The 23,642-nt window shown below is 48.7% G+C and carries 26 protein-coding genes; 20 read left to right on the top strand and 6 right to left on the bottom strand.

Annotated elements, in window-relative coordinates:
- Positions 1 to 63: 63 nt before the first annotated feature.
- The 7 genes from EKO24_RS21265 (at position 64) to EKO24_RS21235 (ending at position 4,919) form a co-directional block, all read left to right on the top strand.
- Entirely contained in the window at positions 64 to 777 is a 714-nt protein-coding gene (locus EKO24_RS21265; protein WP_127029510.1) for a hypothetical protein, read from the top strand.
- The gene (locus EKO24_RS21260) at positions 767 to 1,948 is read left to right on the top strand and encodes a hypothetical protein (protein ID WP_127029511.1); all 1,182 of its coding nucleotides are present in this window, start codon (positions 767 to 769) and stop codon (positions 1,946 to 1,948) included. Before EKO24_RS21265 ends, EKO24_RS21260 begins: the two co-directional genes overlap by 11 nt.
- A 21-nt stretch (positions 1,949 to 1,969) precedes the next feature.
- Positions 1,970 to 2,506 carry a GTP-binding protein gene (locus tag EKO24_RS21255; protein WP_127029512.1) on the top strand — a complete coding sequence of 179 codons (537 nt, stop codon included), beginning with the start codon at positions 1,970 to 1,972 and terminating at the stop codon, positions 2,504 to 2,506.
- 6 nt (positions 2,507 to 2,512) lie between these two features.
- Complete coding sequence (locus EKO24_RS21250; RefSeq protein ID WP_127029513.1) at positions 2,513 to 3,145, top strand: hypothetical protein; 633 nt, start codon at positions 2,513 to 2,515, stop codon at positions 3,143 to 3,145.
- Positions 3,146 to 3,261: 116 nt separating this feature from the next.
- The gene (locus tag EKO24_RS21245; RefSeq protein ID WP_127029514.1) at positions 3,262 to 3,624 is read left to right on the top strand and encodes a roadblock/LC7 domain-containing protein; all 363 of its coding nucleotides are present in this window, start codon (positions 3,262 to 3,264) and stop codon (positions 3,622 to 3,624) included.
- 47 nt (positions 3,625 to 3,671) lie between these two features.
- A complete protein-coding gene (locus EKO24_RS21240) occupies positions 3,672 to 4,148 on the top strand; it encodes a PAS domain-containing protein (protein ID WP_127029515.1) in 477 nt (158 codons plus the stop codon).
- A 24-nt stretch (positions 4,149 to 4,172) separates the two neighbouring features.
- The gene (locus EKO24_RS21235; protein WP_127029516.1) at positions 4,173 to 4,919 is read left to right on the top strand and encodes a phosphate/phosphite/phosphonate ABC transporter substrate-binding protein; all 747 of its coding nucleotides are present in this window, start codon (positions 4,173 to 4,175) and stop codon (positions 4,917 to 4,919) included.
- A gap of 68 nt (positions 4,920 to 4,987) precedes the next feature.
- On the opposite strand, the gene EKO24_RS21230 is transcribed toward EKO24_RS21235, so the two are convergent.
- The 4 genes from EKO24_RS21230 to EKO24_RS21210 form a co-directional block, all read right to left on the bottom strand.
- Positions 4,988 to 6,229, bottom strand: a complete 1,242-nt coding sequence (locus EKO24_RS21230) for a (Fe-S)-binding protein (RefSeq protein WP_127029517.1) — start codon at positions 6,227 to 6,229, stop codon at positions 4,988 to 4,990.
- A 7-nt stretch (positions 6,230 to 6,236) separates the two neighbouring features.
- The gene (locus EKO24_RS21225; RefSeq protein ID WP_127029518.1) at positions 6,237 to 6,665 is read right to left on the bottom strand and encodes a hypothetical protein; all 429 of its coding nucleotides are present in this window, start codon (positions 6,663 to 6,665) and stop codon (positions 6,237 to 6,239) included.
- The gene (locus tag EKO24_RS21220; RefSeq protein ID WP_127029519.1) at positions 6,665 to 7,504 is read right to left on the bottom strand and encodes an SIR2 family protein; all 840 of its coding nucleotides are present in this window, start codon (positions 7,502 to 7,504) and stop codon (positions 6,665 to 6,667) included. The genes EKO24_RS21225 and EKO24_RS21220 overlap by 1 nt, the downstream gene beginning before the upstream one ends.
- Before the next feature lie 629 nt (positions 7,505 to 8,133).
- Positions 8,134 to 8,484, bottom strand: coding sequence for an exosortase system-associated protein, TIGR04073 family (locus EKO24_RS21210; protein WP_127029520.1), 351 nt, complete (start codon positions 8,482 to 8,484; stop codon positions 8,134 to 8,136).
- Positions 8,485 to 8,829: 345 nt separating this feature from the next.
- Between EKO24_RS21210 and nifH the strand changes: the two genes are divergently transcribed.
- The 10 genes from nifH (at position 8,830) to EKO24_RS21160 (ending at position 16,741) form a co-directional block, all read left to right on the top strand.
- Complete coding sequence (nifH, locus tag EKO24_RS21205; RefSeq protein ID WP_127029521.1) at positions 8,830 to 9,711, top strand: nitrogenase iron protein; 882 nt, start codon at positions 8,830 to 8,832, stop codon at positions 9,709 to 9,711.
- 133 nt (positions 9,712 to 9,844) lie between these two features.
- Complete coding sequence (nifD, locus tag EKO24_RS21200; RefSeq protein ID WP_127029522.1) at positions 9,845 to 11,326, top strand: nitrogenase molybdenum-iron protein alpha chain; 1,482 nt, start codon at positions 9,845 to 9,847, stop codon at positions 11,324 to 11,326.
- 87 nt (positions 11,327 to 11,413) lie between these two features.
- On the top strand, positions 11,414 to 12,985 hold the full coding sequence (nifK, locus tag EKO24_RS21195; RefSeq protein ID WP_127029523.1) for a nitrogenase molybdenum-iron protein subunit beta: 1,572 nt from the start codon (positions 11,414 to 11,416) through the stop codon (positions 12,983 to 12,985).
- Between the two features lie 214 nt (positions 12,986 to 13,199).
- Positions 13,200 to 13,415 (top strand): putative nitrogen fixation protein NifT, encoded by a 216-nt coding sequence (nifT, locus tag EKO24_RS21190; protein WP_127029524.1) that lies wholly within the window; start codon positions 13,200 to 13,202, stop codon positions 13,413 to 13,415.
- A gap of 10 nt (positions 13,416 to 13,425) precedes the next feature.
- The gene (locus EKO24_RS21185) at positions 13,426 to 13,626 is read left to right on the top strand and encodes a 4Fe-4S binding protein (protein WP_127029525.1); all 201 of its coding nucleotides are present in this window, start codon (positions 13,426 to 13,428) and stop codon (positions 13,624 to 13,626) included.
- A gap of 4 nt (positions 13,627 to 13,630) precedes the next feature.
- The gene (gene nifX, locus EKO24_RS21180; RefSeq protein WP_127029526.1) at positions 13,631 to 14,329 is read left to right on the top strand and encodes a nitrogen fixation protein NifX; all 699 of its coding nucleotides are present in this window, start codon (positions 13,631 to 13,633) and stop codon (positions 14,327 to 14,329) included.
- A complete protein-coding gene (locus EKO24_RS21175; protein ID WP_127029527.1) occupies positions 14,326 to 14,592 on the top strand; it encodes a DUF6129 family protein in 267 nt (88 codons plus the stop codon). The genes nifX and EKO24_RS21175 overlap by 4 nt, the downstream gene beginning before the upstream one ends.
- A 12-nt stretch (positions 14,593 to 14,604) precedes the next feature.
- Positions 14,605 to 15,381 carry a 4Fe4S-binding leucine-rich repeat protein gene (locus EKO24_RS21170; RefSeq protein ID WP_127029528.1) on the top strand — a complete coding sequence of 259 codons (777 nt, stop codon included), beginning with the start codon at positions 14,605 to 14,607 and terminating at the stop codon, positions 15,379 to 15,381.
- Positions 15,374 to 16,336 (top strand): hypothetical protein, encoded by a 963-nt coding sequence (locus tag EKO24_RS21165; protein WP_127029529.1) that lies wholly within the window; start codon positions 15,374 to 15,376, stop codon positions 16,334 to 16,336. The genes EKO24_RS21170 and EKO24_RS21165 overlap by 8 nt, the downstream gene beginning before the upstream one ends.
- A gap of 186 nt (positions 16,337 to 16,522) precedes the next feature.
- Positions 16,523 to 16,741: a Nif11-like leader peptide family natural product precursor gene (locus tag EKO24_RS21160; RefSeq protein WP_127029530.1), complete on the top strand. Its 219-nt coding sequence runs from the start codon at positions 16,523 to 16,525 to the stop codon at positions 16,739 to 16,741.
- Positions 16,742 to 16,999: 258 nt separating this feature from the next.
- On the opposite strand, the gene EKO24_RS21155 is transcribed toward EKO24_RS21160, so the two are convergent.
- Positions 17,000 to 17,611 carry a uracil-DNA glycosylase family protein gene (locus tag EKO24_RS21155; protein ID WP_127029540.1) on the bottom strand — a complete coding sequence of 204 codons (612 nt, stop codon included), beginning with the start codon at positions 17,609 to 17,611 and terminating at the stop codon, positions 17,000 to 17,002.
- A gap of 153 nt (positions 17,612 to 17,764) precedes the next feature.
- On the bottom strand, positions 17,765 to 18,529 hold the full coding sequence (locus tag EKO24_RS21150) for an exodeoxyribonuclease III (protein ID WP_127029531.1): 765 nt from the start codon (positions 18,527 to 18,529) through the stop codon (positions 17,765 to 17,767).
- A gap of 730 nt (positions 18,530 to 19,259) precedes the next feature.
- On the opposite strand from EKO24_RS21150, the gene EKO24_RS21145 reads away from it, so the two are divergent.
- The 3 genes from EKO24_RS21145 to EKO24_RS21135 all read left to right on the top strand — a co-directional run bounded on the left by EKO24_RS21145 (position 19,260) and on the right by EKO24_RS21135 (position 23,633).
- A complete protein-coding gene (locus EKO24_RS21145) occupies positions 19,260 to 21,605 on the top strand; it encodes a methyl-accepting chemotaxis protein (protein ID WP_127029532.1) in 2,346 nt (781 codons plus the stop codon).
- A 92-nt stretch (positions 21,606 to 21,697) separates the two neighbouring features.
- On the top strand, positions 21,698 to 22,048 hold the full coding sequence (locus tag EKO24_RS21140) for a CZB domain-containing protein (RefSeq protein WP_127029533.1): 351 nt from the start codon (positions 21,698 to 21,700) through the stop codon (positions 22,046 to 22,048).
- Positions 22,049 to 22,199: 151 nt separating this feature from the next.
- Entirely contained in the window at positions 22,200 to 23,633 is a 1,434-nt protein-coding gene (locus EKO24_RS21135) for a two-component system sensor histidine kinase NtrB (RefSeq protein WP_127029534.1), read from the top strand.
- Positions 23,634 to 23,642: the final 9 nt, after the last annotated feature.

The following is a 23,642-nucleotide window of genomic DNA, read 5'->3' as shown; positions in this document are numbered from 1 at the left end:
TTGACCCGTATTTTCTCTTAGACAGCCGTAAATAAACCTATTGATTATGACCATACCTCAACCATGACCGATTTTATTCAGACTCTTGTCTATGCAAAGAACAACAAGCCTTGGCCCGATTCGTCTGACATAGAGCTAAATTTTGCGGTGACCCGCCCAATAAAATTAAATCTATCCGAAAAACACTCCGGCATACTGGAACACTTGCTATACCTGATTACACGCAATCCTGAAAACTTAATTGCTCATACCCAGCGCATTTTCTTTTGCTACCGTGAAAATTTGCCGGACCACTTAGTCGCTGCATTGATTGACCTGACGATTGCATTGGGTGAACGAGGAGCGACACTGAAACGCCGAATGTTGTCAGGCGCTAAGGCCAAGCTGAACGACGAGCAGTGGCGCTTGCTGCAAAACGCCGGACAGCCATTACAGACTGTTCCGTTCACTTTACTGACAACTGGGGCCGTAGGAAATATTCAAGTAGTGAAGCAAAGCGCGGCCGTACAATCGGATAGACCTGACGCTTTATCCTTGGCGCTCGATTACATTAACTACAGCCAATTGAATGAGGCGAAAACGGTGCTGGAATCGGCTATCTTGGAAGAGAGCCAAAAGGAAGATTTACAGCTTGAATTATTGGCTTTATACCGTTCCACTCAAGACGCTGCCGCTTACCGGCGTATGGCCGGCTTATTGGCCGAGTTCGAAAACCCCCATCAACACCTATGGGACGAACTGCGTTCGTCTTTCCCGGAACAGGTACATGAAGATTAATCAAAAGCCTTTGCAGCTCGCTTTACACGGCATGGATGAACGCGCTCAAAAAATGATGGCGATGTTTTTGCACGGCCCTTGCCAGGGAGCTGCCATGGTCGTTGCGAACAGCCAGGATGCACAAGCGAACGTGATTGATGCCGATATGGCCCGTTCACAAGCTGTGCTTAACGACATTGTGGACAAACATCCGGAAAAACCGGTCATCGTCCTTTCGGTACAAGACAGCCAGCCTGGGCAGGAAAAACTGATCCATGTTAAAAAACCGGTGACCTCGGCCCGGATGCTGACAGCGGTGGAGCAAGCAAAAAATCTCATTGCCCTAAACACCGGCCCGTCCACAGAGATGCAGCCGGACAGTTCGCCTGCCGATACTCAGGACTGCCAGGTCGCCCTCCTTAAAACCATTAACATCGGCAACGACGATCGCGCCAAAATCTCCAAGCATCAAGCAGCGATGAATATGGACGAACAAGGGTTTTCGGCGTTTATCGGCATAGCGCCCAACATCGACTTTAGCGACCCCGGTCAAGTAGTCTTGGCATCCTACAACGCTAAACTACATTTTCAGGGTATTGTGCAGGCAGCCTATAAATTTGCGTTTGAAAAAGTGCGGGCTATCAATTTGGGGTCCGGTTGGAAACCACTACTGATTTTTCCCGACAACCGTGAAATTTGGCTCGATGCCGACGACAAAATGCTCAGGGCTTTCGCCGGCATTAAAATGAATTCACCCTCCCCCACCATCGCAGTCATCGATGAACGCACATATACCGCCGTTAACGGTCAGCCCGAAAAGTTTCAAGATATGAATGCTTTTTTATGGAAACTGGCCATCTGGACATCAAAGGGGCGCTATCCACAAGAGCTTGATATTACCAAACCGGTGTATTTGAAAAGATGGCCCGAATTCACCCGTTGGCTTATTACTCCGCACGCTTTGCGTATAGCCGCCTTGCTGATTCAAAGCCCGCGCACGATGATGAATACCGCACAGGTGTTGAACATCAATCCCCGTTACGTGTTCGTTTTTATCAGTGCAGCTCATGCCGTAGGTTTAGTCGGGCAGACACAACGCGAATCTGACGACAAAATTGAAACGCCAGCTCATAAACCTAATGTACGCAAAGGCCTGATGAGCCGGATCATTAGCAAATTACGCCGAGATTAACCGCAAAATTACGGATCGAAAATGAGCCATTATAAAATTATCTTCACCGGACCGGTCGGTGCCGGCAAAACAACAGCCATCGCATCCATCAGCGACCAAGCTCCGGTTCAAACCGACGCTTCCGCCAGCGATATGACCAAGTCCCGCAAAGCCGCGACCACCGTTGCCATGGATTACGGCATCATGAAGCTGGCGGGAGGTGAAAAACTCCATCTTTACGGCACCCCAGGCCAGGAACGTTTTGATTTCATGTGGGATATTCTCAAAACCGGCGGTATTGGCCTGATTTTGCTGCTGGATAATACTCGCGCTGATCCGTTCCAGGATATGCGTTTTTTTCTGGATGCGTTCAAAGATTTTATCGATAAGACGCAGGTTGCAATCGGCGTTACGCAAATGGATTTAAGCAGCACCCCCACTATTGACGATTACCATACGCATATTCAGGGCCTAGGTATCAACCCTCCTATTTTTGCCGTCGACCCCCGGGCAAAAAAGGACGTTTCTATCCTGATTCAGGCTTTGCTCTACTCATTGGATCCTGAACTGGAGGAATAATCCGTCATGAGCCAATATACCCTGACCGAGAGTTTGTACCTGTATCCGACACCGGCAGGCGCTTATTATGCGGTTTCCTCAACAAAAATCGATAAGCCTGCTCAATTTCTCAGGCTATTGTTACTGGAACCGCAAACACCGGCAATGAATCTGGACACACTAAAGCGCTTAATGGATATGAAAAATGCTGAACAATGTCTGGAATTATTACTGCATTGCCAGCAGTTAGGTTGGGTGCAAGGCGTTAATGAACCTATCGGCGCTCCGGAAGGTTCATTAGAAGTCATCTTGCCGGATTTATTGGCAGCCATCTCCTTACAAGGCAAAGTATTATTGGCTGATAATCTCGGTTTTTACCTATCGACCAGCGGTTTCCCCCACGAAGTTGCCGAAGAGCTCTCTGCACTTAGCGCCGAAATCGCAGCCATCCATGAACGCCGGTCCGGAGTTCTATCAAATAACATGGGCATTTCCAGCAACGCCTGGGCCATCGTCGACGCCGCCGGCAACAGTAAAGTCGGTTTCTGGCCTGTCTATGTGGGCACTAACAGGTTTGTCCTAGTCATTTCCGGTATTCCCTACTTTAACCGGCCTGAGCTGGTAACCCTGATTTGGGCTTTAAGCATTCGCTATGCTTAATTAAAACCAAGGACTCCAATGCTTGCGTTTAGGCACTCGAATGGCATGATTAAAGCAAGCACTAAACATTAAAATTAAAATTAAAATTAAAATTAAAAATATTCAAGGAGAATAAAATGAGAGCAGATATGTTGACTTCTATACTGAAGCAACTGAACGGTACTTCAGCCGAAATTGAAGCTTCAGGAGTGATTTCAACCGATGGTTTGATGATGGCTGCGGAATTGCCTCAAAGCCTGGATGAAGACCGGGTCGGCGCTATGAGTGCGGCGATGTTGTCGTTAGGCTCGCGCACAGCGCAAGAATTGGACCGCGGCCATATGGATCAAGTATTGATTAAAGGTGAAAAAGGCTATGTTCTGATGACCCAGGCCGGACAAGATGCGGTCTTAACTGTGTTGGCCAAACCTAATGCAAAATTAGGACTCATTTTTCTGGATGTGAAACGGGCGGCGCAATCTATTCAAGAACTGATTTAACCCTTTTATTTTGATTTAATTCGAAGCATCGCGGAGGCGGATATAACATGATCCAGGATATGAAGCCTGAAAATATTGTAGGAGAGTTCAAGGAAATCATTCTAAATTTATACGGTGGTTTTAGCCGGAAAATTTACTATTCCGAGCTGGAAACGCCTTACCCCGACGGAAAACTGATTGTGTCGACAACCGATCCTGCTGGCGTTATTACGCATGTCAATCAGGCTTTTATCGATATGTCGGGTTATACCGAAGACGAACTCATCGGCGCGCCGCATTCGATTCTCAGACATCCGGATATGCCGCCGGCAGCGTTTAAAGAGCTCTGGGATACTGTGCAAAAAGGTGAAAAATGGCAGGGGTTTGTTAAAAATCTGCGCAAAGACGGCGGTTATTATTGGGTTAAAGCGACAGTAATCCCTAATATCCGGAACGGGATTACTGTCGGCTATACTTCGGTGCGCCGCAAACCGTCGAAAGCCAAAGTCGATGAATGCATCAAACTATACCCAACCTTATTTTAACCAACTTCCATTACCAGCGATCCTATGTCCTATATTTTCACAGTCAGCCCCGATTTTTCGCCTGACCATATTTCCGGGTGGTACATATTCAATACTTGGCTGCAAAAACACACAGATCTGGCCATCCATTTGGAGATGTATAACAATTTTCACAGTCAGCGTTCGGCTATTCAAAACGACAGCATCGATTTGATTTACGCCAACCCTTACGATGCCGCAATACTGGTCAGGGACAAAGGCTTCCGCCCTTTGACAAAGCCCAGGGGATGTTGCGACGAAGTCATTGTCGCCACCTCTATCAATAGCCCGGTTCAAGATATTGCAAATTTGCAGCCCGGCATTAAGGTTGCCACAACCGAAGATCCGGACGTCAACATGATCGGTATGATTATGCTGGAATCGGCCGACCTGAATGCGGCTAATATCGAATTGAAGACCTCCGATTCTTATGTTTTAGTCGCGAAGCATCTGCTACGCGACGATAGCGATGTCGGTTTTTTTCTGGCCGAAGCTTTCGACGATTTATCCACGCTGATAAAAAATCAGCTACGGATATTGGTTCGCAGCCAAATCAGCGTTATTCACCACTCGTTAATGCTAGGCCCCAAACTGGCCGACCAACACGACCTCATCAGCCGCCTGCTTCTGGATATGGATGCCGATGAGAAAAACCGGGAAGTGCTCTCCAGTCTAGGCTTTACCGGTTGGGATAAAGTTGAAGATGAGGAAATGGAGTTTATGATTGATCTAATGGACACGTTGAAAGTTTAGGCCAATATCCCGGACCCAGACCGATTCTTCATTGCAAAGAACGACAGGCTGTGTAGAGGCTATAGCCTCTACATATTCACAGGCAACAGCCTAGCCAGCAACTGCAACGGATGCTCCACCCTGCCCCCGCCGGCGTTCAAATAAACCGCACAACCGAAATTAGCGCTAACCACCAAATCCGCTTCGGAATCGCCGATCGCCCGCCGTTTCAAATCGCGCAACTGCCCGGCATTGTCGGGATGAGTCAGCATGTAGCTGCCGCCTGCACCGCAGCAGATGTGATTATCGGCCAGCGCGGCAATGCTTAAACCGGGAATTTTTTCCAGCAACGCATAAACGGCTTGCTGGTTTTTCAGTACGTTGCGCTGGCTGCACGGCTCATGCACCGCGACTTTCAACCCGGATGCCGTCAATTGCAGTTCGTCCGGCCAATGTTGCAGCAAAAATTCGTTGATGTCGCACAAGCGCTGCCGAAACCGTTGCCCGGCGTCATCGTCGGCTTGATATTCGCTTAGCATCGCGCCGCAACCGGTGGCTGTGTGGATCACCGCATCGACGTTCAGCGCGTTGAACACGGCGATGTTATTGTCGATCAATGCGGCGGCGGATTGGCCGTTGTGCTGGTGTATCGCTCCGCAGCAGCCTTGTTGCGGCGGCACCAGCACGTCGTAGCCTATCGCATTCAGCAGTTGGATTGCAGCCTGTAAAGTTTCGCGGTCGAAATGCTCGGCGATACAACCGGTGAACAACGCCACTTGGCCGCGCTTCGCCGCCCTCGCAGGATAAGAAACGACCAATGGACGCAATGCCGGTTTAGCCAACAAGGCTTCGGCCTCCGCCAAACGCAGTTTTTTCAGCAATCCGCTAAAGCGTAACGGTTTTTGCAGGCCGGATTTCAGGTAAACAACCAACAGCGGCATTAAGCGCCTCAACCAGTGTTTGTTTTCAATCAGTTTGAAAGCCAGTTTCGCCAGCAGACCCGGCTTAACTTTTAATTCGGCTTGTGCCTGATCGAATAACTGCCCGTAAGCCATCCTACTTGGACAAACGCTCTCGCAAGCCCGGCATTGCAGGCAGTTATCCAGATGCTTGCGCTCCTCGGCACTGACCGGCTGCTTCTCAACCAGAATCCTGCCGATCGTGCGGATGCGCCGGCGCGGGGTTTCTTCGTCGATCTGGAACAGCCGGAAAGTCGGGCAACTGCTGACGCAAACGCCGCAACGCATGCATTCCCCGGCATCCGGGATATAAGGCCCCGCTCCCACGGGTTCGTAGGCTTCATCGTAGTCGATGTCCATAAAATCAAACATAGTAAACCTACATCACTTTGGTATAGGCGCGGCGCAGCAACTCCATTTCCGCAGGCGGCCTGCCGCGCAGTTCCGGCAGGGTTCTCATCCGACAATCCCGGCTTTGCATCAATTTGTGCGGCGGATCGAGCAGCATGAAGCGCGCCATATGCACGGTAATAATGCCGCCGGGCGCGTCGATTTGCTCGCTAAATTCCGGCTCGACGCGCAACAGGTCATTGTCCAGTTGCAACAGTTGGTTGATGTTGTTGACCAGCGTAGCAGGATGGGTACTGACCTTGCCGGACTGAAACTCCTCCGGTTCCAACGCGCTGGACAACGCCGGCAATGCCTCTGGAAAACAAATGCTGCCGTTGCTATGCTGGGCGAACAGCACCAACGCGCTGATGTCGCCTTTGTAGTAAAGCAACAAACGATGGTTGGCGAACCGGCTCATTAGACAAGCACTGTAGAGACCAGCTCTTCGACATCCACATCCAGGATTTCCAGGCCTATTTTTTTGCAATAACGAATTTCTTTGTCGGTCGGATTTTTATTTAAAACCCAGCCTTTTTTTTCTGCCGCACCGTAAATAATGTCGCTCATGACCATGCGCTCCGAGTCCCTGTTTAACGGCACGCCGATGAACAGGTATTGCTTGCCCTTGCGGTATTCTTTAAGGAACTCGGGGATCGCAAAGCCGCCCATCAACTCGGTGATGTAATCGACATAATCGGCATCCGAAGCGATATAGTTGGCTTCGGGCCTGGGCGTACCCAGCGGTTTAAATAAAATCGGCAGTTCTTTGTCGACCTGTTCCTGGGAGATTTCAAAATAATCGCTGCCGTCGAAATGATATATTTTGTATCGGTATTGGCTGGCGGTAATTCTTGCGACGCCTACGATTAAAGTGTGTTCTTCGTCGGCGTAAGTATCCTGCAACTGCGTGTCCCTGTTGATGTCGATCACATAGGCGGGCCGCCATTCGGCCAGCCAGTCGTGTACTGCGGCGCGCGTATATTCGGTTTCGCCGTAGAGCTTGGTCAGGAACTGGCCCAGAAAATTCCGGCCTTTTTTCAGCTCCTGGTTCATCGCCGCCCTCGGAAACTCGTACATCAGTTTGGGCGCCATCGGCACGCCGTTATTCATCGCCAAAATCAGGCTGTTGCTGTCGGCCGGCATCGGGGCTCCGGTTAGTTTATTGGTTGCATCGAAAAGCGCACCCGGCCCCAGGTAAGGCACAACGCTGTTTTCGTATAAACCATCGAGTATTTCGGAAAAAACAGTATCGGACATTGCAAACTCCTATTTTAAGTATGTGTATCTTTGTACTTAAGCAATATTCAATCCAGTTTCTTCCAGTTTTTAATGAATAACTTAACCGACTGAATAATATAGATTTACATATCTTGATTTACTGCTGAATGACGCTAGCGGTTTGTTCTGTTTATAACAATTCTTCTGTAGCCTCGTTTAATACAAACATAAAAGCTTTAATACATTTACCTTTTACATAAGGAGCCAAATGAGAGCTCTCAATATCCCTAGATTTCGCTGACTCCCAAAGCCCCGGCTCTCGTCGTTATACACATCTCGGATGTAGCACGGAACCAATTCCCTATGCCGCGCCGAGCACCGGAGCTTTCGCCAGGGAATTGCCCGCAGGGGCGCGGCAGGAAGCAAGCGGCATGGGGCCGCCTTTTCTTTGGTTACTTTCTTTTCGACTGCACGGATGCAGGAGGTACGACCCCACGGATGGGGGAGGTAGAATCGCGTCTGGAACAGCGATCGAGAGCAACGCAGGGAGCAATTGCCGAGGCGACGCAAAAGAAAGTAACTCGCCCTCGGGGGCGAGACCCCGATTCAAATAAACTGTCGCGCTAGCGACGCCTTAAGTCTAAATTCGACTGACTGCGTAACATCAATTACTCAAAATAATCCCAAGGATACTCAGGAGTTAAAATTGGCCGAAAACCGGACGGAACCGGAAAAGGCGCGGAAATAAATTCATAAACGCCTACCAGTTCGCGCGTAACCGTCATTCCCAAACCGGTAGCAAGGCCGATAGGAAAACCCACGGCGCCTTTAGCCTGGGTTTCCTTAACAATATTGCCCGGTATTTCAAGAAAGCCTGTCGTCATTCCCGCCAATCCCCTGCCGAACTTTTGCGCCGCGGTATGCCCGACCGATGTATGTTTAGCCGGTGAATGCGCATAAGCATTAGAAACAGAAAATACTGTTAAAACCGCTAACAAACAAATATGTGATTTTCTCATGAGCTGTTTTCCTTATTTTTGTATGAAAGTTTCATCTTAACCGGATAGCCAACACTACTTAGTAACTGTAATAAGCGTTTTTTGCTGTTGTGACACAAAAAAATCGAGCGCTTATTAAAACAGGTACCGCAAAATACGGACTATTCGAACAATATCGAATAACCGCACTGTTACTAAGCTTACAGAACATTACAAAATGTTTGAAAGACAACGCTACCCCGCCTCGCCAACAAAAAATATTTATATTATAAATCATACAGTTAAACTAATTTACAACACTTGGCACAGCCATTGCTTTAACCCTAATGTCATTAACAACAACGTCCTAATTAAGAGGAGAAGACCATGGCATTACGTCAATGTGCAATATACGGTAAAGGTGGAATCGGTAAGTCTACTACAACTCAAAACCTGGTTTCTGCATTAGCGGAATTAGGCAACAAAGTGATGATCGTCGGCTGCGATCCAAAAGCCGACTCTACACGTTTAATCCTTCACGCGAAAGCCCAAACTACGATTATGAGTTTGGCTGCCGAAGCAGGCAGCGTTGAAGATTTAGAACTCGAAGATGTACTGAAAGTCGGATACGGCGGCATCAAATGCGTTGAATCAGGCGGTCCGGAGCCCGGTGTTGGTTGTGCGGGTCGCGGTGTTATTACAGCGATTAACTTCTTAGAAGAAGAAGGTGCTTATGACGATGAACTTGACTTCGTTTTTTATGATGTACTTGGGGATGTTGTGTGTGGTGGTTTTGCCATGCCAATCCGTGAAAACAAGGCGCAAGAAATTTACATCGTCTGTTCGGGTGAAATGATGGCGATGTATGCGGCCAACAACATTGCCAAAGGTATCGTGAAATACGCTAACTCAGGCAGTGTCCGTTTGGCCGGCTTGATTTGCAACTCTCGCAACACGGCTCGCGAAGACGAACTGATCTCTGCATTGGCTGCAAAAATCGGCACTACTATGATTCACTTCGTACCGCGCGACAACGTTGTACAACGCGCTGAAATCCGCCGTATGACTGTTATCGAGTATGAACCCACTGCAAAACAAGCCGACGAATACCGTCAATTGGCGATGAAGATTCGCGATAACAAGAACTTCATTATCCCTACTCCAATCACTATGGATGAACTGGAAGAACTGATGATGGAATTCGGTATTCTCGAGCAAGAAGACGAATCGATTATCGGCGTAACAGCGGCAGCCGAAGCAGGCGCTTAATACCAAATAACCGTAGGGTACGTATCGCGTACCTTTTGGCAAGTCCAAAAAATGGTACGCGCTGCCTACCCTACGATTTCCATCCTAAAACCTGTCTGTTGGGGGATTACCCACGGCATAGTAGGAGACAATCATGGCAGCTCTAACAAAAGAAGAGACCGAAGCGCTTATCCAAGAAGTGCTGGAAGTCTATCCCGAACAAGCAAGGAAAGATCGCGCTAAGCATTTGGCGGTCAACGATCAATCTCTGGAAAAATCGAATAAATGCATTACTTCAAACCGTAAATCTCAGCCCGGCGTAATGACCATTCGCGGTTGTGCCTACGCAGGTTCCAAGGGCGTGGTTTGGGGTCCGGTTAAAGATATGATTCATATCTCGCACGGCCCGGTCGGTTGCGGACAATATTCGCGCGCCGGCCGCCGTAACTATTACGTCGGCACAACCGGCGTTAATACGTTCGGCACGATGAACTTTACGTCCGATTTCACTGAAAAAGACATCGTTTTCGGCGGCGACAAAAAGCTTGCCAAAATCATGACCGAAATCGAAGAACTGTTCCCTTTAAACAAAGGCATCAGTATCCAATCGGAATGCCCGATCGGCTTGATCGGCGACGATATTGAAGCAGTCGCTAAAAAAGCCAACAAAGAAATCGGCAAACCTGTCGTTCCGGTTCGTTGCGAAGGTTTCCGCGGCGTTTCCCAATCGTTAGGCCATCACATTGCTAACGATGCGATTCGCGACTGGGTTCTGGAAAACCGCGACGGCGACGATAGCTTTGCAACAACGCCTTACGATGTCGCAGTGATCGGCGATTACAACATCGGCGGCGACGCCTGGGCTTCGCGTACGTTACTCGAAGAAATGGGCTTGCGCGTGGTTGCGCAATGGTCCGGCGACGGCACGATTGCGGAAATGGAAAAAACGCCAAAGGTTAAATTGAACTTGATCCATTGCTATCGTTCGATGAACTACATCGCCCGGCATATGGAAGAAAAGTACAAGATCCCCTGGATCGAGTACAACTTCTTCGGCCCTACCAAAATCGCCGAATCTTTACGTAAAATTGCTGCGTTATTCGATGAAACGATTCAAGCCGGCGCTGAAAAAGTTATCGCTAAATACCAAGCCGAATACGATGCGGTCATCGCCAAATACAAACCGCGCCTGCAAGGCAAACGCGTGATGTTGTATGTCGGCGGCTTGCGTCCTCGCCATGTAATCGGCGCTTATGAAGACTTAGGTATGGAAGTGGTCGGTACCGGCTACGAATTCGCCCACAACGACGATTACGACCGTACCATCAAAGAAATGGGCAATGCGACGTTGATTTATGACGACGTGACCGGCTACGAATTCGAAGAATTCGTTAAGAAGGTTAAACCCGATTTGATCGGTTCCGGCATCAAGGAAAAGTACATTTTCCAAAAGATGGGTATTCCGTTCCGGCAAATGCACTCTTGGGATTATTCAGGCCCCTATCACGGCTATGACGGCTTTGCGATCTTCGCCCGCGATATGGACATGACCTTGAACAACCCATGCTGGAAACAAGTTAAAGCACCTTGGAAAACAGCTGAGAGTTCAGACGTAGCGGTCGCTGCAAGCGCTTAATTTTGTGTAGGAACGGCCCCTCCCCCTCAGAGCCGTTCCTACTCCTTCAACCGTCGTCCACAGATTAGTGGCGCGTAGGAGATTATCATGAGTCAAGAAGTCGAAAACATACAACCGAGTTATCCTTTATTCCGCAACGACGAATACAAGGAAAACCTCGCCAATAAACGTGAAGCCTATGAAGAGCGTCACCCGCAGGAAAAAATCGACGAAGTGTTCCAATGGACAACAACCAAGGAATACCAAGAAGTCAATTTCAACCGCGAAGCGTTAACCGTAAACCCCGCTAAAGCCTGCCAACCGTTAGGCGCTGTGCTCTGTGCATTGGGTTTCGAAAAAACCATGCCTTATGTTCATGGTTCGCAAGGTTGCGTCGCTTATTTCCGTTCTTATTTCAACCGCCATTTCAAAGAGCCTGTGGCTTGCGTTTCCGACTCGATGACTGAAGACGCGGCGGTATTCGGCGGCCAAAAGAACATGATGGCCGGCTTGGAAAACGCCAAAGCCTTGTACAAGCCCGACATCATCGCCGTATCAACCACTTGCATGGCGGAAGTTATCGGCGACGACTTGAATGCGTTCATCAACAACGCGAAAAAAGCCGGACATGTCGAGCAAGACTTTCCAACGCCTTTTGCGCATACCCCAAGCTTTGTCGGCAGCCATACCACCGGCTGGGACAATATGTTCGAAGGCATGATCAAGTATTTCACGCTGAACGAAATGGACGGCAAAAAAGTCGGTTCCAACGGCAAGATCAACCTGGTTCCGGGCTTTGAAACTTACCTGGGCAACTTCCGCGTCATGCATCGCATGATGAAAGAAATGGGCGTCGATTATTCGTTATTAAGCGATCCTTCCGAAGTTTTGGATACGCCTGCCGACGGCTCGTTCCGCCTGTATGCCGGCGGCACGACCCAAGCCGAACTGAAAGACTCGCCTAATGCAATCGATACTTTATTGCTGCAACCTTGGCAATTGGAAAAAACCAAAAAGTATGTACAAAGCATCTGGCACCAGCCGGCTACCGCAATCAACATCCCAATGGGCCTGGAATGGACCGACGAGTTCCTGATGAAAGTCTCCGAACTGACCGGCAAACCGATTCCTGCTTCGTTGGAACTGGAACGCGGCCGCTTGGTCGACATGATGACCGACTCGCACGCTTGGCTGCACGGTAAAAAGTTTGCGTTGTACGGCGATGCGGATTTTGTTATGGGCATGACGAAATTCCTGTTGGAAGTAGGCGCCGAGCCGACCGACGTATTGTGCAACCATGCCAACAAACGTTGGAAAAAAGCCATGGACAAAATATGCAAAGATTCGCCATACGGACAAAAAACCGAAGTCCATATCGGCCGCGATTTATGGCATTTCCGTTCACTGGTATTCACCAACAAACCGGACTTCATGATCGGCAATTCTTACGGCAAGTTCATCCAACGCGACACCTTGTACAAAGGTGAAGAGTTTGAAGTGCCGTTGATCCGCATCGGTTTTCCAATCTTTGACAGACACCACCTGCACAGAATGACAACGCTGGGTTACGAAGGCGCGATGTATATGCTGACTACCCTGGTTAATGCAGTGCTGGAGCAGTTGGATAAAGACACCCGCGGCATGGGTACAACCGACTATAACTACGATTTGATTCGTTAAGTTAGAAGATTTCACCATGAAGACACGAAGGCTTTAAATCAAGCGGGACGGGGTTTGCAACCCCGTCCTTAACGTTTAGCAATATTCCTCGTTCCCAGGCAGCGCGTGGGAACGAGAAACTTACCTTGTTTTCTTCGTGTCTTCGTGGCGAATCAATCAGTGTATCAACTGCGTTCCCAAGCGGGAGCTTGCGGACGAACAATCGGAGAAGAAAATGCCTAGTGTCATGTTGAAAAAAAATGCAGAAGGCAAATTAGTCTTCTACGTACCGAAAAAAGATTTGGAAGAAGTCGCGGAATCCGTTGAATTCGACAGTCCCGACAAATGGGGCGGCGAAGTTCTGCTCAGCGACGGCTCGAAATATTATTTCGAACCGCTGGACGAACAACCGGATTTCCCCGTCACCTTGCGCGCAAAACGTTTAGATTAGGAGAATAACCATGGCCTTATATATTGTTGAAGCGGATTGTATTTCATGCGGCGACTGCGAACCGGTCTGCCCGACTAATTCAATCAGCGAAGGAGCTGTCGTTTTTAAAATCGACAAAAAAACCTGTACCGAATGCGAAGGGGATTTTGACGTTCCTCAATGCGTCAAAGTATGTCCTATCGATAACTGCATTTTGCCTTTAGAGGCATAAGCCAATGAACAGCCAGGCTGCACTCTCGCGAGAACTGGCTTTACGTATCGGGCTGGCCGCTCGCGCCTTGCCCGATACCGATGCCAAACGCCTGCTTTCAGTCTTGACTGATTGCATCGGCCTTCCTATCACCGAAGAAAAAATTGCCGGCATTAACCTTAATACCCTTAAAACCGCTAAAGCCGGTGAGTTTATCGATGTCGACGAACCGCTGTTGACTCACGCTTTAAGCATTCTTAAATCCGGTTTTAACGTCCCCAAGCAGCAAGCTTATGTTGACGGCGACATGCCCGGCTCGGTCCGCATCGCTTGCGCCAGCAACGACGGCATCAACGTTGACGGTCATTTCGGCTCTTGCAGCCAATTCATGATTTACCAGGTTTCCGCCGATGAAGCCCGGTTAATCGACGTGCGCACTACCGATATTCCGGACGATCTTGAAATCGACGATAAGAACGTATTCCGAGCCGAACTGATCCGGGATTGCCAAGTGCTTTATATCGCCTCGGTCGGCGGTCCCGCGGCGGCAAAGATCGTCAAATTGGGCATCCATCCGATCAAACTTCCCGGTGTCGATTCTGTCAACGAAGTGATCGGACAACTGCAAAGCGTTATTGCCGGGACGCCGCCCCCGTGGCTGGCTAAAGTCATCGGTATTGAAGCAAACGACCGGTTCAGGTTTGAGCGGGAGGCGACAGGATGATTACCAGCGAACAAATCAACGCGATCACCGCAAAAATAGAAACGATGGGGCTGGGCGATGACACTGTCTCAGAACTCAGACAGCAATATCAACCGATCCATTTCACTTACTGCATGGACGACGACCTGCCCAATAACACGCCGGTTTTTGAGCATAAAGATTTCAATCTTTACTTAATCGACGGGCGCGAACATTGCCTGTGCCTGACCACTGATTTTGATATTGCAACCGGCATTGTCGTTGCAGAAATCATCCCTGACTAATCGGAAGTTCCCATGTCCGATCATAAAAGCCCTGTCAGCGTTCCGTTTGCCGATTGCAGCCTTTGTCCGTTTCGCGGCAAAACGCTGCTGATGGGGCGCTGCATGCCCGGCGACACCTGCGTGTTCGTCGAAAGCGGCCGCCAGATCGACCGCTTTTTCCGTGTTAATCCCGCTTACGCCGAGCAATACCTGCACGACCGCTTTTGGGAAAGGCGCGCGATTGCGGTTCGTTACGCGCCGCAAAAAGCGCTTGCCGAGCTGATCGACGACGAAGACGAAGTAGTCAGGCGCGCGGTCGCCTATCGGATATCGCCGTCGCAGTTACACCTGTTAATCGACGATACCGACCGGGAAGTGCGGATGACCGTTGCCGACCGTCTGCCGCCTGAAGACCTGGAAAAAATGGCCGGCGACAAAGACTATATCGTCAGGCTGACGATAGCCAAAAGGCTGCCGAAAGGCCGCCTGTTCCGCTTCATTCGCGACGAAGACCTGCAAGTACGGAAAATCGTCGCCGAACGACTGCCCGAAGTCAGCCTGGGCTTAATGATCGACGACTGCGCGCCCGAAGTCAGGCGCATCGTCGCCGAGCGCATGGACCCGGTCGATGCGGCGGTCATGCTGAAAGACGCCGATTGGGTCGTACGTTACACCGCTGCCCAACGCGTCGTGCCCGAAGCATTGGCCTGTCTGCTTGACGATCCCGAACCCGATGTCAGGGCGCTGGTGCAGGATCGATTAAATATACACTCTCATAACACCGAGAAACCGGGAGCAGCGTATGACTGACCAACCTTTTCGGCTTGACGGACAACAGCTTGCAAAAATCTGCAAGCACACCCTGCCCGACCAGGACGACGAACTATTACTTTCCAAACTTCAAGCGCTGAACCCCGGCTATCCGATTCGCTTGGCCAAAACCGGCGAAGAATGGTACCGGCTGGGCGGCATTGTCGATATGGACGGCAAACGCATCGCCAATAATTTGATCGAATGGACCGAACGCACCTACATCGAATGCGGCAAGAATTTACAAACATTGATCGATCATGCGCGAGAGCAGCAATTCATCGCCACCCGGCAAATCGGCAACACCCTTTATTTTGTTATCCAAACCGGCGCCAAAGCGGAACAATTCATCCAGATCGACATCGATAAAACCCATGAAATGTCGGACCGGCTGCTTGTTAACGGCGATTATCCGCCGGAGGATCTGGAAGAATTTATTGATCCACTGGACCCGGAATGCATAGAAACATTCGGTATTGGAACGTCGCGTTATTCTTATCGACGTAAAACTGACGTGGCGGTTTTCATGGATGAAATCAATAAATACCATGTCAGCGAACATCCCGTGCAGCGCTTCATGGACGACTGGAACCGCAGCAGCGCGCAGCAAAAAGCCGTGCTTTCCGACGACTGGATTGTTCGTCCATTCAGGCACACCGGCCGTTTCGGCGAACAAATCATCAACGTGGAACTGATCAATACCCTGCAAAAAAACGTACCGCAAATGGAAGACATTAGCGGCAAGAAAGGCACGCCGCTGCATAACCTGCTGACCCGTTTCGATAGACAAGCCGGTTACCCGTTTGCCTGGTTTTTCTATATGGTCAAAGGCAAACTGGTTTCGCCGAACTGCGGCGTAGCGGTTTATAAAGATATCAGCGGAGATTTTTCTTACCTGCCCGAGCGCGACGTTGCGGTGCTTAAAGACTGGATTGATACGCCTTATAGCGTGTAGCAGATACTAAATTCCCGTAACTACTTTATTGGAACACGGATGACGCGGATTGGACGGATTTACACGGATTTTTTTACCGGTGTTGATCAGGCGCCGATCTTGGGTACCGGTGCTCTAGGAGATAAGTAGTTGCAAATTTCCAACTGCTTTGTAATGCAGTAATTTTCAACAAAAGGAGTCAACACAATGTCAATTGCACAAATAAAAGCATTCTCTGAACTGGCAAAAACAGATAGCGAATTAAAAGAGAAACTGTTAGCCGTACAAAAAATCAGGGAACTGATTGCATTAGGCAAAGAATATAATTTTGAATTGGATGAAGTGGAACTTTATCCGCCCAACGAACCGCAATTCGTTGAAGAGCAGCTTTCCGAAAAAATGGCTAAGGCGTTGTTGAGAGTTTAAATTCTGCGTAGGGCGTACCGTGCGCGCCGTTGCCTAGATTGAAAAAGCATGCACGGCACGCCCTACAGCGTAGTAAACTCTTTCCCAAACTCCCTCTCTCATCGTTACACACAATTCCGCGAGTAGACCTTCCAGGTTTTCAAAACCTGGAAGGTCTGTCCTCATGATCCGCTCGTTCCCAAGCTCCAGCTTGGAAACGCAGTGCGGGAAGCTCAGCTTCCGAAACACTTGCCCCGAATAGTTGGCGCCGGCACCAACCTACACAACATCCGATATGCCGTCTTGGCAAAGCTGCTGCCAGGACGGATGCTGTTGCAGAATCGTCAATGCCGATTCCAGCAATGTAATCCCCGGCTCTTTACGATGCCAAGTCGACGCACCGGACGGATGCGGCAACGGAATCGCTTCTGTATGATGACCGTGAAAAGTAACCGGATGCAGTTTACCGATCACCTCGTCGAGCTTTTTGACCGGCATCAATTGGACTATCGCCAGCTTGCCGACCGGCAGGATCAAATCGGGTTTAAGCAAATCGACCTCGGCTTGCAGCCAACCTGCACAATTATCGATTTCATCCGGACTCGGCACACGATCGCCGCCTTTCGGATTTTTACCCGGAAAACAGCGACACACCGCAGCCATGTAAACACGCTGACGGAAATTTTCCTCATCAATCCCGATGCGCTCGAACCATTTAAACATCGTTTTGCCGGCCGTCCAGGCAAACGGCTTGCCGAATCCGCCTTCCTTATCGCCGGGCGCTTGGCCGATCAGTAAAATCTTCGATAGCACCGGGCTGCCGCTGACGACAGGACCGATCATTTCCGGACATTTGCTGCAATTGAATAATGCGGTCCGGTGTGTCCTCATCATTTGTTCACGCATAGCCATCATTTAAACTCTGCATATCCGATTTTTTTATTTACCGCGAAGACACGGAGTTTATGTTTTACTTCGTGTCTTCGTGGTAAGAAAATATATTTGACTAGAATGTGTTTTTTCATGGAAATGACCTAACCGTCGTTAAAGATCGATCTCGATGCCGACCGGGCAATGATCCGAACCCATGATTTCGGGCAGGATAAAAGCCTGTTTGACCTTGTCGACAATCGCTTCGCTGGTCAACACGTAATCGATCCGCCAGCCGATGTTCTTGGCTCGGGCTCCGGCGCGGAAACTCCACCAACTGTAAGCGACGCTATCCGGATAAAAATGCCGGAACGTATCGACCAATCCGGCATCGAGAAAACGGCTGAAGCCGTCGATTTCAACCTGGGTGTAGCCGGACGATTTATTGTAGTTCGGCTTCGGGCGGGCAATATCGATTTCCCGGTGCGCGACATTAAAATCGCCGCAGGCAATCAGCGGTTTTTGGCTTTGCAATTTTTGGCAATAAGCCAGGAATTCGCGATCCCAAGTTTGGCGGTAATCCAACCGCCCCAAGGCCTCGCCGGAATTCGGCACATAAACGTCGAGCAGGAAAAAATTCTCGAATTCGGCAACGATCACGCGCCCTTCCGAATCATGCTCGGCAATGCCGATATCGCAGATGACTTGCAACGGCTCTTTCCGGGACAGAATCGTCACGCCGGAATAGCCCTTGCGCTCGGCGCAATTGGAATAAATCCGGTAGCCGTCGATGCCCTCCAGCGCCTTGTCGATTTGGTCGGCCTGGGCCTTGGTTTCCTGCAACAAAATGCAGTCGGCGTCGAGCAGCGCGAGCGTTTCGGCAAAACCTTTGCTTTGCACGGCACGAACGCCGTTGACATTCCAGGAAATTATTTTCATGCGGAGGTTCCTTCTGGTGGGTTAGAAGTTGGAATTGTAATGATGGATCCGGAAGCTCTCTTCCCTTGTTTAAACAAATAGCTTACGGCTATCCAGCCGTCCTTATATTGTAAGTTAAAATTAATTTTAACTGCCGTGTTCAGAGCTTTCTGAACTCGGGGTTGAAAATATTTTGATTTTAAAGCGAATGTAAGATATAAATTACAACGCATTATATCCGGCTTGCCCCCGACCCCGGCGCCGGATTCATGAGGCCCAGAACACGCCTTGTTAAGCTACCCGCAATATTTGACTTCTATCAGCGGGAATTGACGAAGAATGCCCAATCGGCAGGAGAAACGCGTGTTCAGGCAACTTGTTATTTTCTTTTCAGATCACCGTCGCCAAAATCCGAGTGATATTGCTTTAGTGCTTTGCTATTTATTTATAGCAACCCGCGCTCATTATTCATCGGCATTAGCGTGAATACTATTCATCGTTCAGGCAGACTTCCTCCGGTCAGTTTCATGGCTATTCCGCTGAAACAACTGAATTCCCCGTTGTTCTACCTTTCTGAAACTAGTCACGCTAGCTTTATGTCTATCGAGAAGCAAATTGTGGAAGTGAGCCTTAGCGGGGGAATCATACAGCATTACTACAAACAAAATCCGGCTCCCTTCATTAAATACTTAATACGTAATTATTGTAAAAGATTTACATATCCGCTGATTTATAAATGGGATCGTAGATTATGAAGATTAATATGCCTGTCACTAACCAAGAAATATTCATCAAAGAAGGTTTGTTGTTAGCCACGCGTACAGATTTAAAAGGCGTTATTACTTACGCCAACGATGAGTTTGTTAAAGCTAGCGGGTTTACCCGCGAGGAATTGATAGGATCAGAGCACAATATTGTCCGGCATCCGGATATGCCTCAGGCGGTTTTTGAGGATTTATGGTTAACCTTACAAGAACTTAGACCCTGGCAAGGACTAGTAAAAAACAGGACCAAGTCCGGCGATTATTACTGGCTGGAAGCGAATGCGATGCCTGTATTTAAAAACGGGCAGGTTCATGAATATCTTTCCGTTCGCCGTGTTCCAAGTCGCAAAGAGATTGAAAAAGCAGAACAATTTCACAAACAGCTTAACGCCAATAAGGCAACCATGCGCCCCTCCGGGTTAGCGGCAGCAGCCAAATCGATCAAGGAAATGGATGTCAGTAAGAAAATAACCTTTGCATCGGCAATGCACTTGGTTCCTGCCTTCTATTTGATGTATCAATTATTTTTAGCGCAGGATTATCCGCTTTTAGCCGGCGTTTTAGCGTCCTCAATCGCGGCATCAGCAATAGATTTCAATGTAGCCAAGACTTTCAGCCGATTGTTAAATAAAACAATCGGTACATTTTATCGTTTGGCCGAGAAAAAGTTTGGCAAAGCGCCGGACTTAAGCAGGAACGATCTAATCGGTGATTTCCAGCGCGCCTTGTATTCGATGGAAATGACGTTACGATACGATTTGACGCAATCCAGGGAAGACGCATCAAAGGCCATGCGCTTGACTGAGGCGCTCGATCATGTTCACGCCGGTATTATGGTCGCGGATACCAACCTTGAAATTATTTACGCGAACGACAGTATTCGGGAAATGTTCAAGAAAGCGGAAAACGCCATCCGTAAACAGTTGCCGAATTTCAATGCCGATAAATTACTGGGCTCCAGTATCGATTTATATCACACTGATCCTGCCCACCAACGCCGTCTCCTAAACAACTTAACAAAACCTTATAACGCCCAAATGGTCGTTGCGGATCAACACATGCATGTTATTGCCAGCCCGGTTATTAACCAGGAGGGCGAGAACCTCGGTTTTATCGCGGAGTGGCAAAACAGAACAGCCGATGTGTTAATTGAACAAGAGATTGAACAATTAGTGCAGGCCATCAAAGTGGGCGATCTGAGTACGCGAATTAGTATGGATAATAAAGAAGGCATTGCAAAAATGCTGTCGGCTGGAATTAATGAATTATCGGATGTCATAGAAAGTGTATTTAATGACGTCAATAGCGTCATGGAAAGAATGGCTGAAGGCGATTTAGCTTGCGCTATTACTCATCACTACGAGGGCATTTACGATGAATGTAAGGATAATATCAACGACACTCTGGCAAAGCTGAGCGATTTTATAATTCAAATCAAAAATGCCGCTAATTTCATAGAGAGTTCATCACAGGAAATGGCAGCGGGTAACAATGATCTTTCCAGTCGCGCCGAGCAACAAGCGGCCAGCCTTGAAGAAACGGCTGCCAGCATGGAAGAACTCTCCAGCACGGTAAAGAACAATAGCCAACAGACGGTTCAAGCAACCGAGGCGATTCATTCTGCAATTCAAGTCGCTCAAAAAGGCGGCGAAATTGTTAAATCGGCTATCGCTGCAATGCAGGAAATTAATGTCAGCAGCAATAATATTGCTGAAATTATCGGCGTGATTGATGAAATCGCCTTCCAAACCAATCTTTTGGCTTTAAACGCAGCAGTAGAAGCGGCCAGAGCGGGAGATCATGGACGTGGATTTGCGGTAGTCGCGACCGAAGTGCGCAACCTGGCCCAACGTAGCGCAAATGCCGCCAAACAAAGTAGCGACCTGATCCAAAACAGTGTGGAAAAAGTTCGCGCCGGAACAGCGTTTGTCAATGAAACAGGCACAACGCTAATCGAGATTGTTGATAACGTTGAGAAAGTCGGTGACATTATTTCGCACATTGCCAGCGCCAGCGCTGAACAATCAGCGGGTATTGGCCAGGTCAATCAAGCGATTTCTCAAATGGACGACATTACTCAACAAAATGCGGCGTTGGCGGAACAAGCCGCAGCGGGCGGTATCTCAATGAGCGAACAGTCCACTAATATGGCTAAATTGGTTAGCTTTTTTAAAGTCAATTCAAACGAAACAGACGATTCTATTAAAACATTTAAACATGGTAAAACACCGGCAGTGCCAATAAAAGCCGCCGCCAAAACAGCGACAGTCTCTCAGGCATTACTATCAACTAAATCGGCAATAGACAGTAACGACGACTGGGAGGAATTCTAAAAACCATATCCCATATATTAAAAACGACATCACCAAGCACTGCTTGCGTTAATACACATCAACCCTATAGCACCTTAATAAAAAGAAAAATTATGAACTTAGATACTGCAATTCAAAAACACATGGAATGGAAAGTTAAATTCCGTACGGCCATCGCCAAACAAGAACAAATGGATGCCCTGACGATTGGCAAGGACAATTGCTGCGAACTCGGCAAATGGCTGCACGGGGAAGGTAAAACGCAATGCGGCACTTTACCGAGCTATGCAATGACCTTGAATAAGCATGCCGCTTTTCATATTGAAGCCGGCAAAATAGCAACCTCCATTAATGCGAGGAAGTTTGACGAAGCGGAGGCAATGCTGGGTGGCAGTTCACCTTTCTCTACAATATCCGGTGAAGTCGGCCTGGCGCTGATGCGTCTAAAAAAAGAAGCGGCTTAATAAAGCGAAACCGCCCACGACAAAGAGCTACGTTGCTTTAGAGCTTTTTGTCGTGGGCGGAAATCTTCCACTCCTTGCAGGCTTTAGATAAATTCGTGATAAACAAACACCCGCTGCATTACATTCGATTTTCTATACAAGAGCCTCGGCCATGAGCAAACTTTGGCTGCGTTATCCGGTTCGATTGCCCACTATTCTTGCAACATTATTTGGATTTTTGTTCCCGATTAGTACCATCCTGCTTTTACTTTGGCACGATAAGATGGCCTTTAGCTGGGGCAATATCGCCGCACTGCACCATCTTCATTACGATTTACTGATTGTTTGGACCGCACCTCTGATATTGGGATGTTTCGGCAATTTTAGCGGTAAAACCAGCTGGCTGCTGAAGCAAAAAATGGACAGTCTGGAGCAACACAGCACTCAGCTTAATACTATTTTGGATACCGCTGCCAGTGCAATCGTCAGCATAGACAAAACCGGTGCAATACTAAGTTTTAACCATGCGGCCGAACGGATTTTCGGTTACGCCGCCAGTGAAATCATCGGCAAAAACATCAACTGCCTAATGCCGGCGGCAGTCGCTGCGCAACATGACCTTTATTTACAACGTTATCTGGAAACTAAAAAAGCCAATATACTCGGCAATCGCCGGGAAGTGGAAGCGCAACGTAAAAACGGCGAAATTTTTCCGGTCCTGCTTCGCGTTAACCCGATGGAACTTGACGGCGAATTGTTTTTTTCCGGTTTAATCGACGACATCAGCGAAACCAGAGCCTTGCAAGCCCAGCTGGGCCAGGCGCAAAAACTGGAAGCCATCGGTCAATTAGCTTCGGGTGTTGCCCATGAAATCAATACCCCGATCCAATACATCGGCGACAATCTTTCCGCATTGCACGATAACTTTATCGACATCATCGATTATCAAAACGCCCTGCGCGATCTGGTTGATCAGTCACGAAAGCCTGAACTGGATGCGCTGCAAGACAAATACGATATGGCATTTATCCTTGAAGACAGCCCCAAAGCCATCCGGCAAGCTAAGGAAGGCGTTGAGCGCGTCGCGGAAATTGTTAAAGCGATGAAAGCTTTTTCGCATATCGAACAAGGTCAGCATAAACAGACTATCGACCTGCACGAAGCGCTGAAAAGCGCGCTGACCATCAGCCGTAACGGCTACAAATACATTGCTGAAATTGAAACCGACTTTAGTCCCGACGTCGCCACTATCGAATGTTATGCCAGCGAGCTCAACCAAGTGTTTCTTAACTTGATCATCAATGCCGCCCATGCAATTGAAGAAAAAAAGGCCGGCATGGGCCTGATCAGGATAGCCACCCGCAAGCAGGGCAACATGGTTGAAATTCTGGTCCAGGATAACGGCGCCGGCATTCCGGAGGAGATTCAAGAGAAAGTTTTTAACCTGTTTTTCACCACCAAAGAAGTGGGCAAAGGCACCGGCCAGGGCTTAAGCTTGTCCCACAGCATTATTGTTGAAAAACATCGCGGTAAATTATTTTTTGAATCTAACGCAGGAATCGGTACGACATTTCATATCCAGTTGCCGGTTCGGCTCGCAGACTAAATCATCAAA

This window comes from Candidatus Methylobacter oryzae, assembly GCF_003994235.2.
GTDB lineage: Bacteria > Pseudomonadota > Gammaproteobacteria > Methylococcales > Methylomonadaceae > Methylobacter_A > Methylobacter_A oryzae.
The sequence above is the reverse complement of the archived record's forward strand: the minus strand, read 5'-3'. Positions and strand labels throughout refer to the sequence as shown.

Bases quoted from the DNA above. Each gene is read 5' to 3' on its own strand.
- nifT (WP_127029524.1), top strand. From the start codon at position 13,200: ATGCCTAGTGTCATGTTGAAAAAAAATGCAGAAGGCAAATTAGTCTTC.
- EKO24_RS21235 (WP_127029516.1), top strand. From the start codon at position 4,173: ATGTCCTATATTTTCACAGTCAGCCCCGATTTTTCGCCTGACCATATT.
- EKO24_RS21170 (WP_127029528.1), top strand. From the start codon at position 14,605: ATGTCCGATCATAAAAGCCCTGTCAGCGTTCCGTTTGCCGATTGCAGC.
- nifK (WP_127029523.1), top strand. From the start codon at position 11,414: ATGAGTCAAGAAGTCGAAAACATACAACCGAGTTATCCTTTATTCCGC.
- EKO24_RS21210 (WP_127029520.1), bottom strand. From the start codon at position 8,484: ATGAGAAAATCACATATTTGTTTGTTAGCGGTTTTAACAGTATTTTCT.
- EKO24_RS21175 (WP_127029527.1), top strand. From the start codon at position 14,326: ATGATTACCAGCGAACAAATCAACGCGATCACCGCAAAAATAGAAACG.
- EKO24_RS21265 (WP_127029510.1), top strand. From the start codon at position 64: ATGACCGATTTTATTCAGACTCTTGTCTATGCAAAGAACAACAAGCCT.
- EKO24_RS21140 (WP_127029533.1), top strand. From the start codon at position 21,698: ATGAACTTAGATACTGCAATTCAAAAACACATGGAATGGAAAGTTAAA.
- EKO24_RS21255 (WP_127029512.1), top strand. From the start codon at position 1,970: ATGAGCCATTATAAAATTATCTTCACCGGACCGGTCGGTGCCGGCAAA.
- EKO24_RS21135 (WP_127029534.1), top strand. From the start codon at position 22,200: ATGAGCAAACTTTGGCTGCGTTATCCGGTTCGATTGCCCACTATTCTT.
- EKO24_RS21260 (WP_127029511.1), top strand. From the start codon at position 767: ATGAAGATTAATCAAAAGCCTTTGCAGCTCGCTTTACACGGCATGGAT.
- EKO24_RS21220 (WP_127029519.1), bottom strand. From the start codon at position 7,504: ATGTCCGATACTGTTTTTTCCGAAATACTCGATGGTTTATACGAAAAC.
- EKO24_RS21185 (WP_127029525.1), top strand. From the start codon at position 13,426: ATGGCCTTATATATTGTTGAAGCGGATTGTATTTCATGCGGCGACTGC.
- EKO24_RS21155 (WP_127029540.1), bottom strand. From the start codon at position 17,611: ATGAGGACACACCGGACCGCATTATTCAATTGCAGCAAATGTCCGGAA.
- nifH (WP_127029521.1), top strand. From the start codon at position 8,830: ATGGCATTACGTCAATGTGCAATATACGGTAAAGGTGGAATCGGTAAG.
- EKO24_RS21230 (WP_127029517.1), bottom strand. From the start codon at position 6,229: ATGTTTGATTTTATGGACATCGACTACGATGAAGCCTACGAACCCGTG.
- EKO24_RS21150 (WP_127029531.1), bottom strand. From the start codon at position 18,529: ATGAAAATAATTTCCTGGAATGTCAACGGCGTTCGTGCCGTGCAAAGC.
- EKO24_RS21240 (WP_127029515.1), top strand. From the start codon at position 3,672: ATGATCCAGGATATGAAGCCTGAAAATATTGTAGGAGAGTTCAAGGAA.
- nifX (WP_127029526.1), top strand. From the start codon at position 13,631: ATGAACAGCCAGGCTGCACTCTCGCGAGAACTGGCTTTACGTATCGGG.
- EKO24_RS21160 (WP_127029530.1), top strand. From the start codon at position 16,523: ATGTCAATTGCACAAATAAAAGCATTCTCTGAACTGGCAAAAACAGAT.
- EKO24_RS21145 (WP_127029532.1), top strand. From the start codon at position 19,260: ATGAAGATTAATATGCCTGTCACTAACCAAGAAATATTCATCAAAGAA.
- EKO24_RS21245 (WP_127029514.1), top strand. From the start codon at position 3,262: ATGAGAGCAGATATGTTGACTTCTATACTGAAGCAACTGAACGGTACT.
- EKO24_RS21250 (WP_127029513.1), top strand. From the start codon at position 2,513: ATGAGCCAATATACCCTGACCGAGAGTTTGTACCTGTATCCGACACCG.
- nifD (WP_127029522.1), top strand. From the start codon at position 9,845: ATGGCAGCTCTAACAAAAGAAGAGACCGAAGCGCTTATCCAAGAAGTG.
- EKO24_RS21225 (WP_127029518.1), bottom strand. From the start codon at position 6,665: ATGAGCCGGTTCGCCAACCATCGTTTGTTGCTTTACTACAAAGGCGAC.
- EKO24_RS21165 (WP_127029529.1), top strand. From the start codon at position 15,374: ATGACTGACCAACCTTTTCGGCTTGACGGACAACAGCTTGCAAAAATC.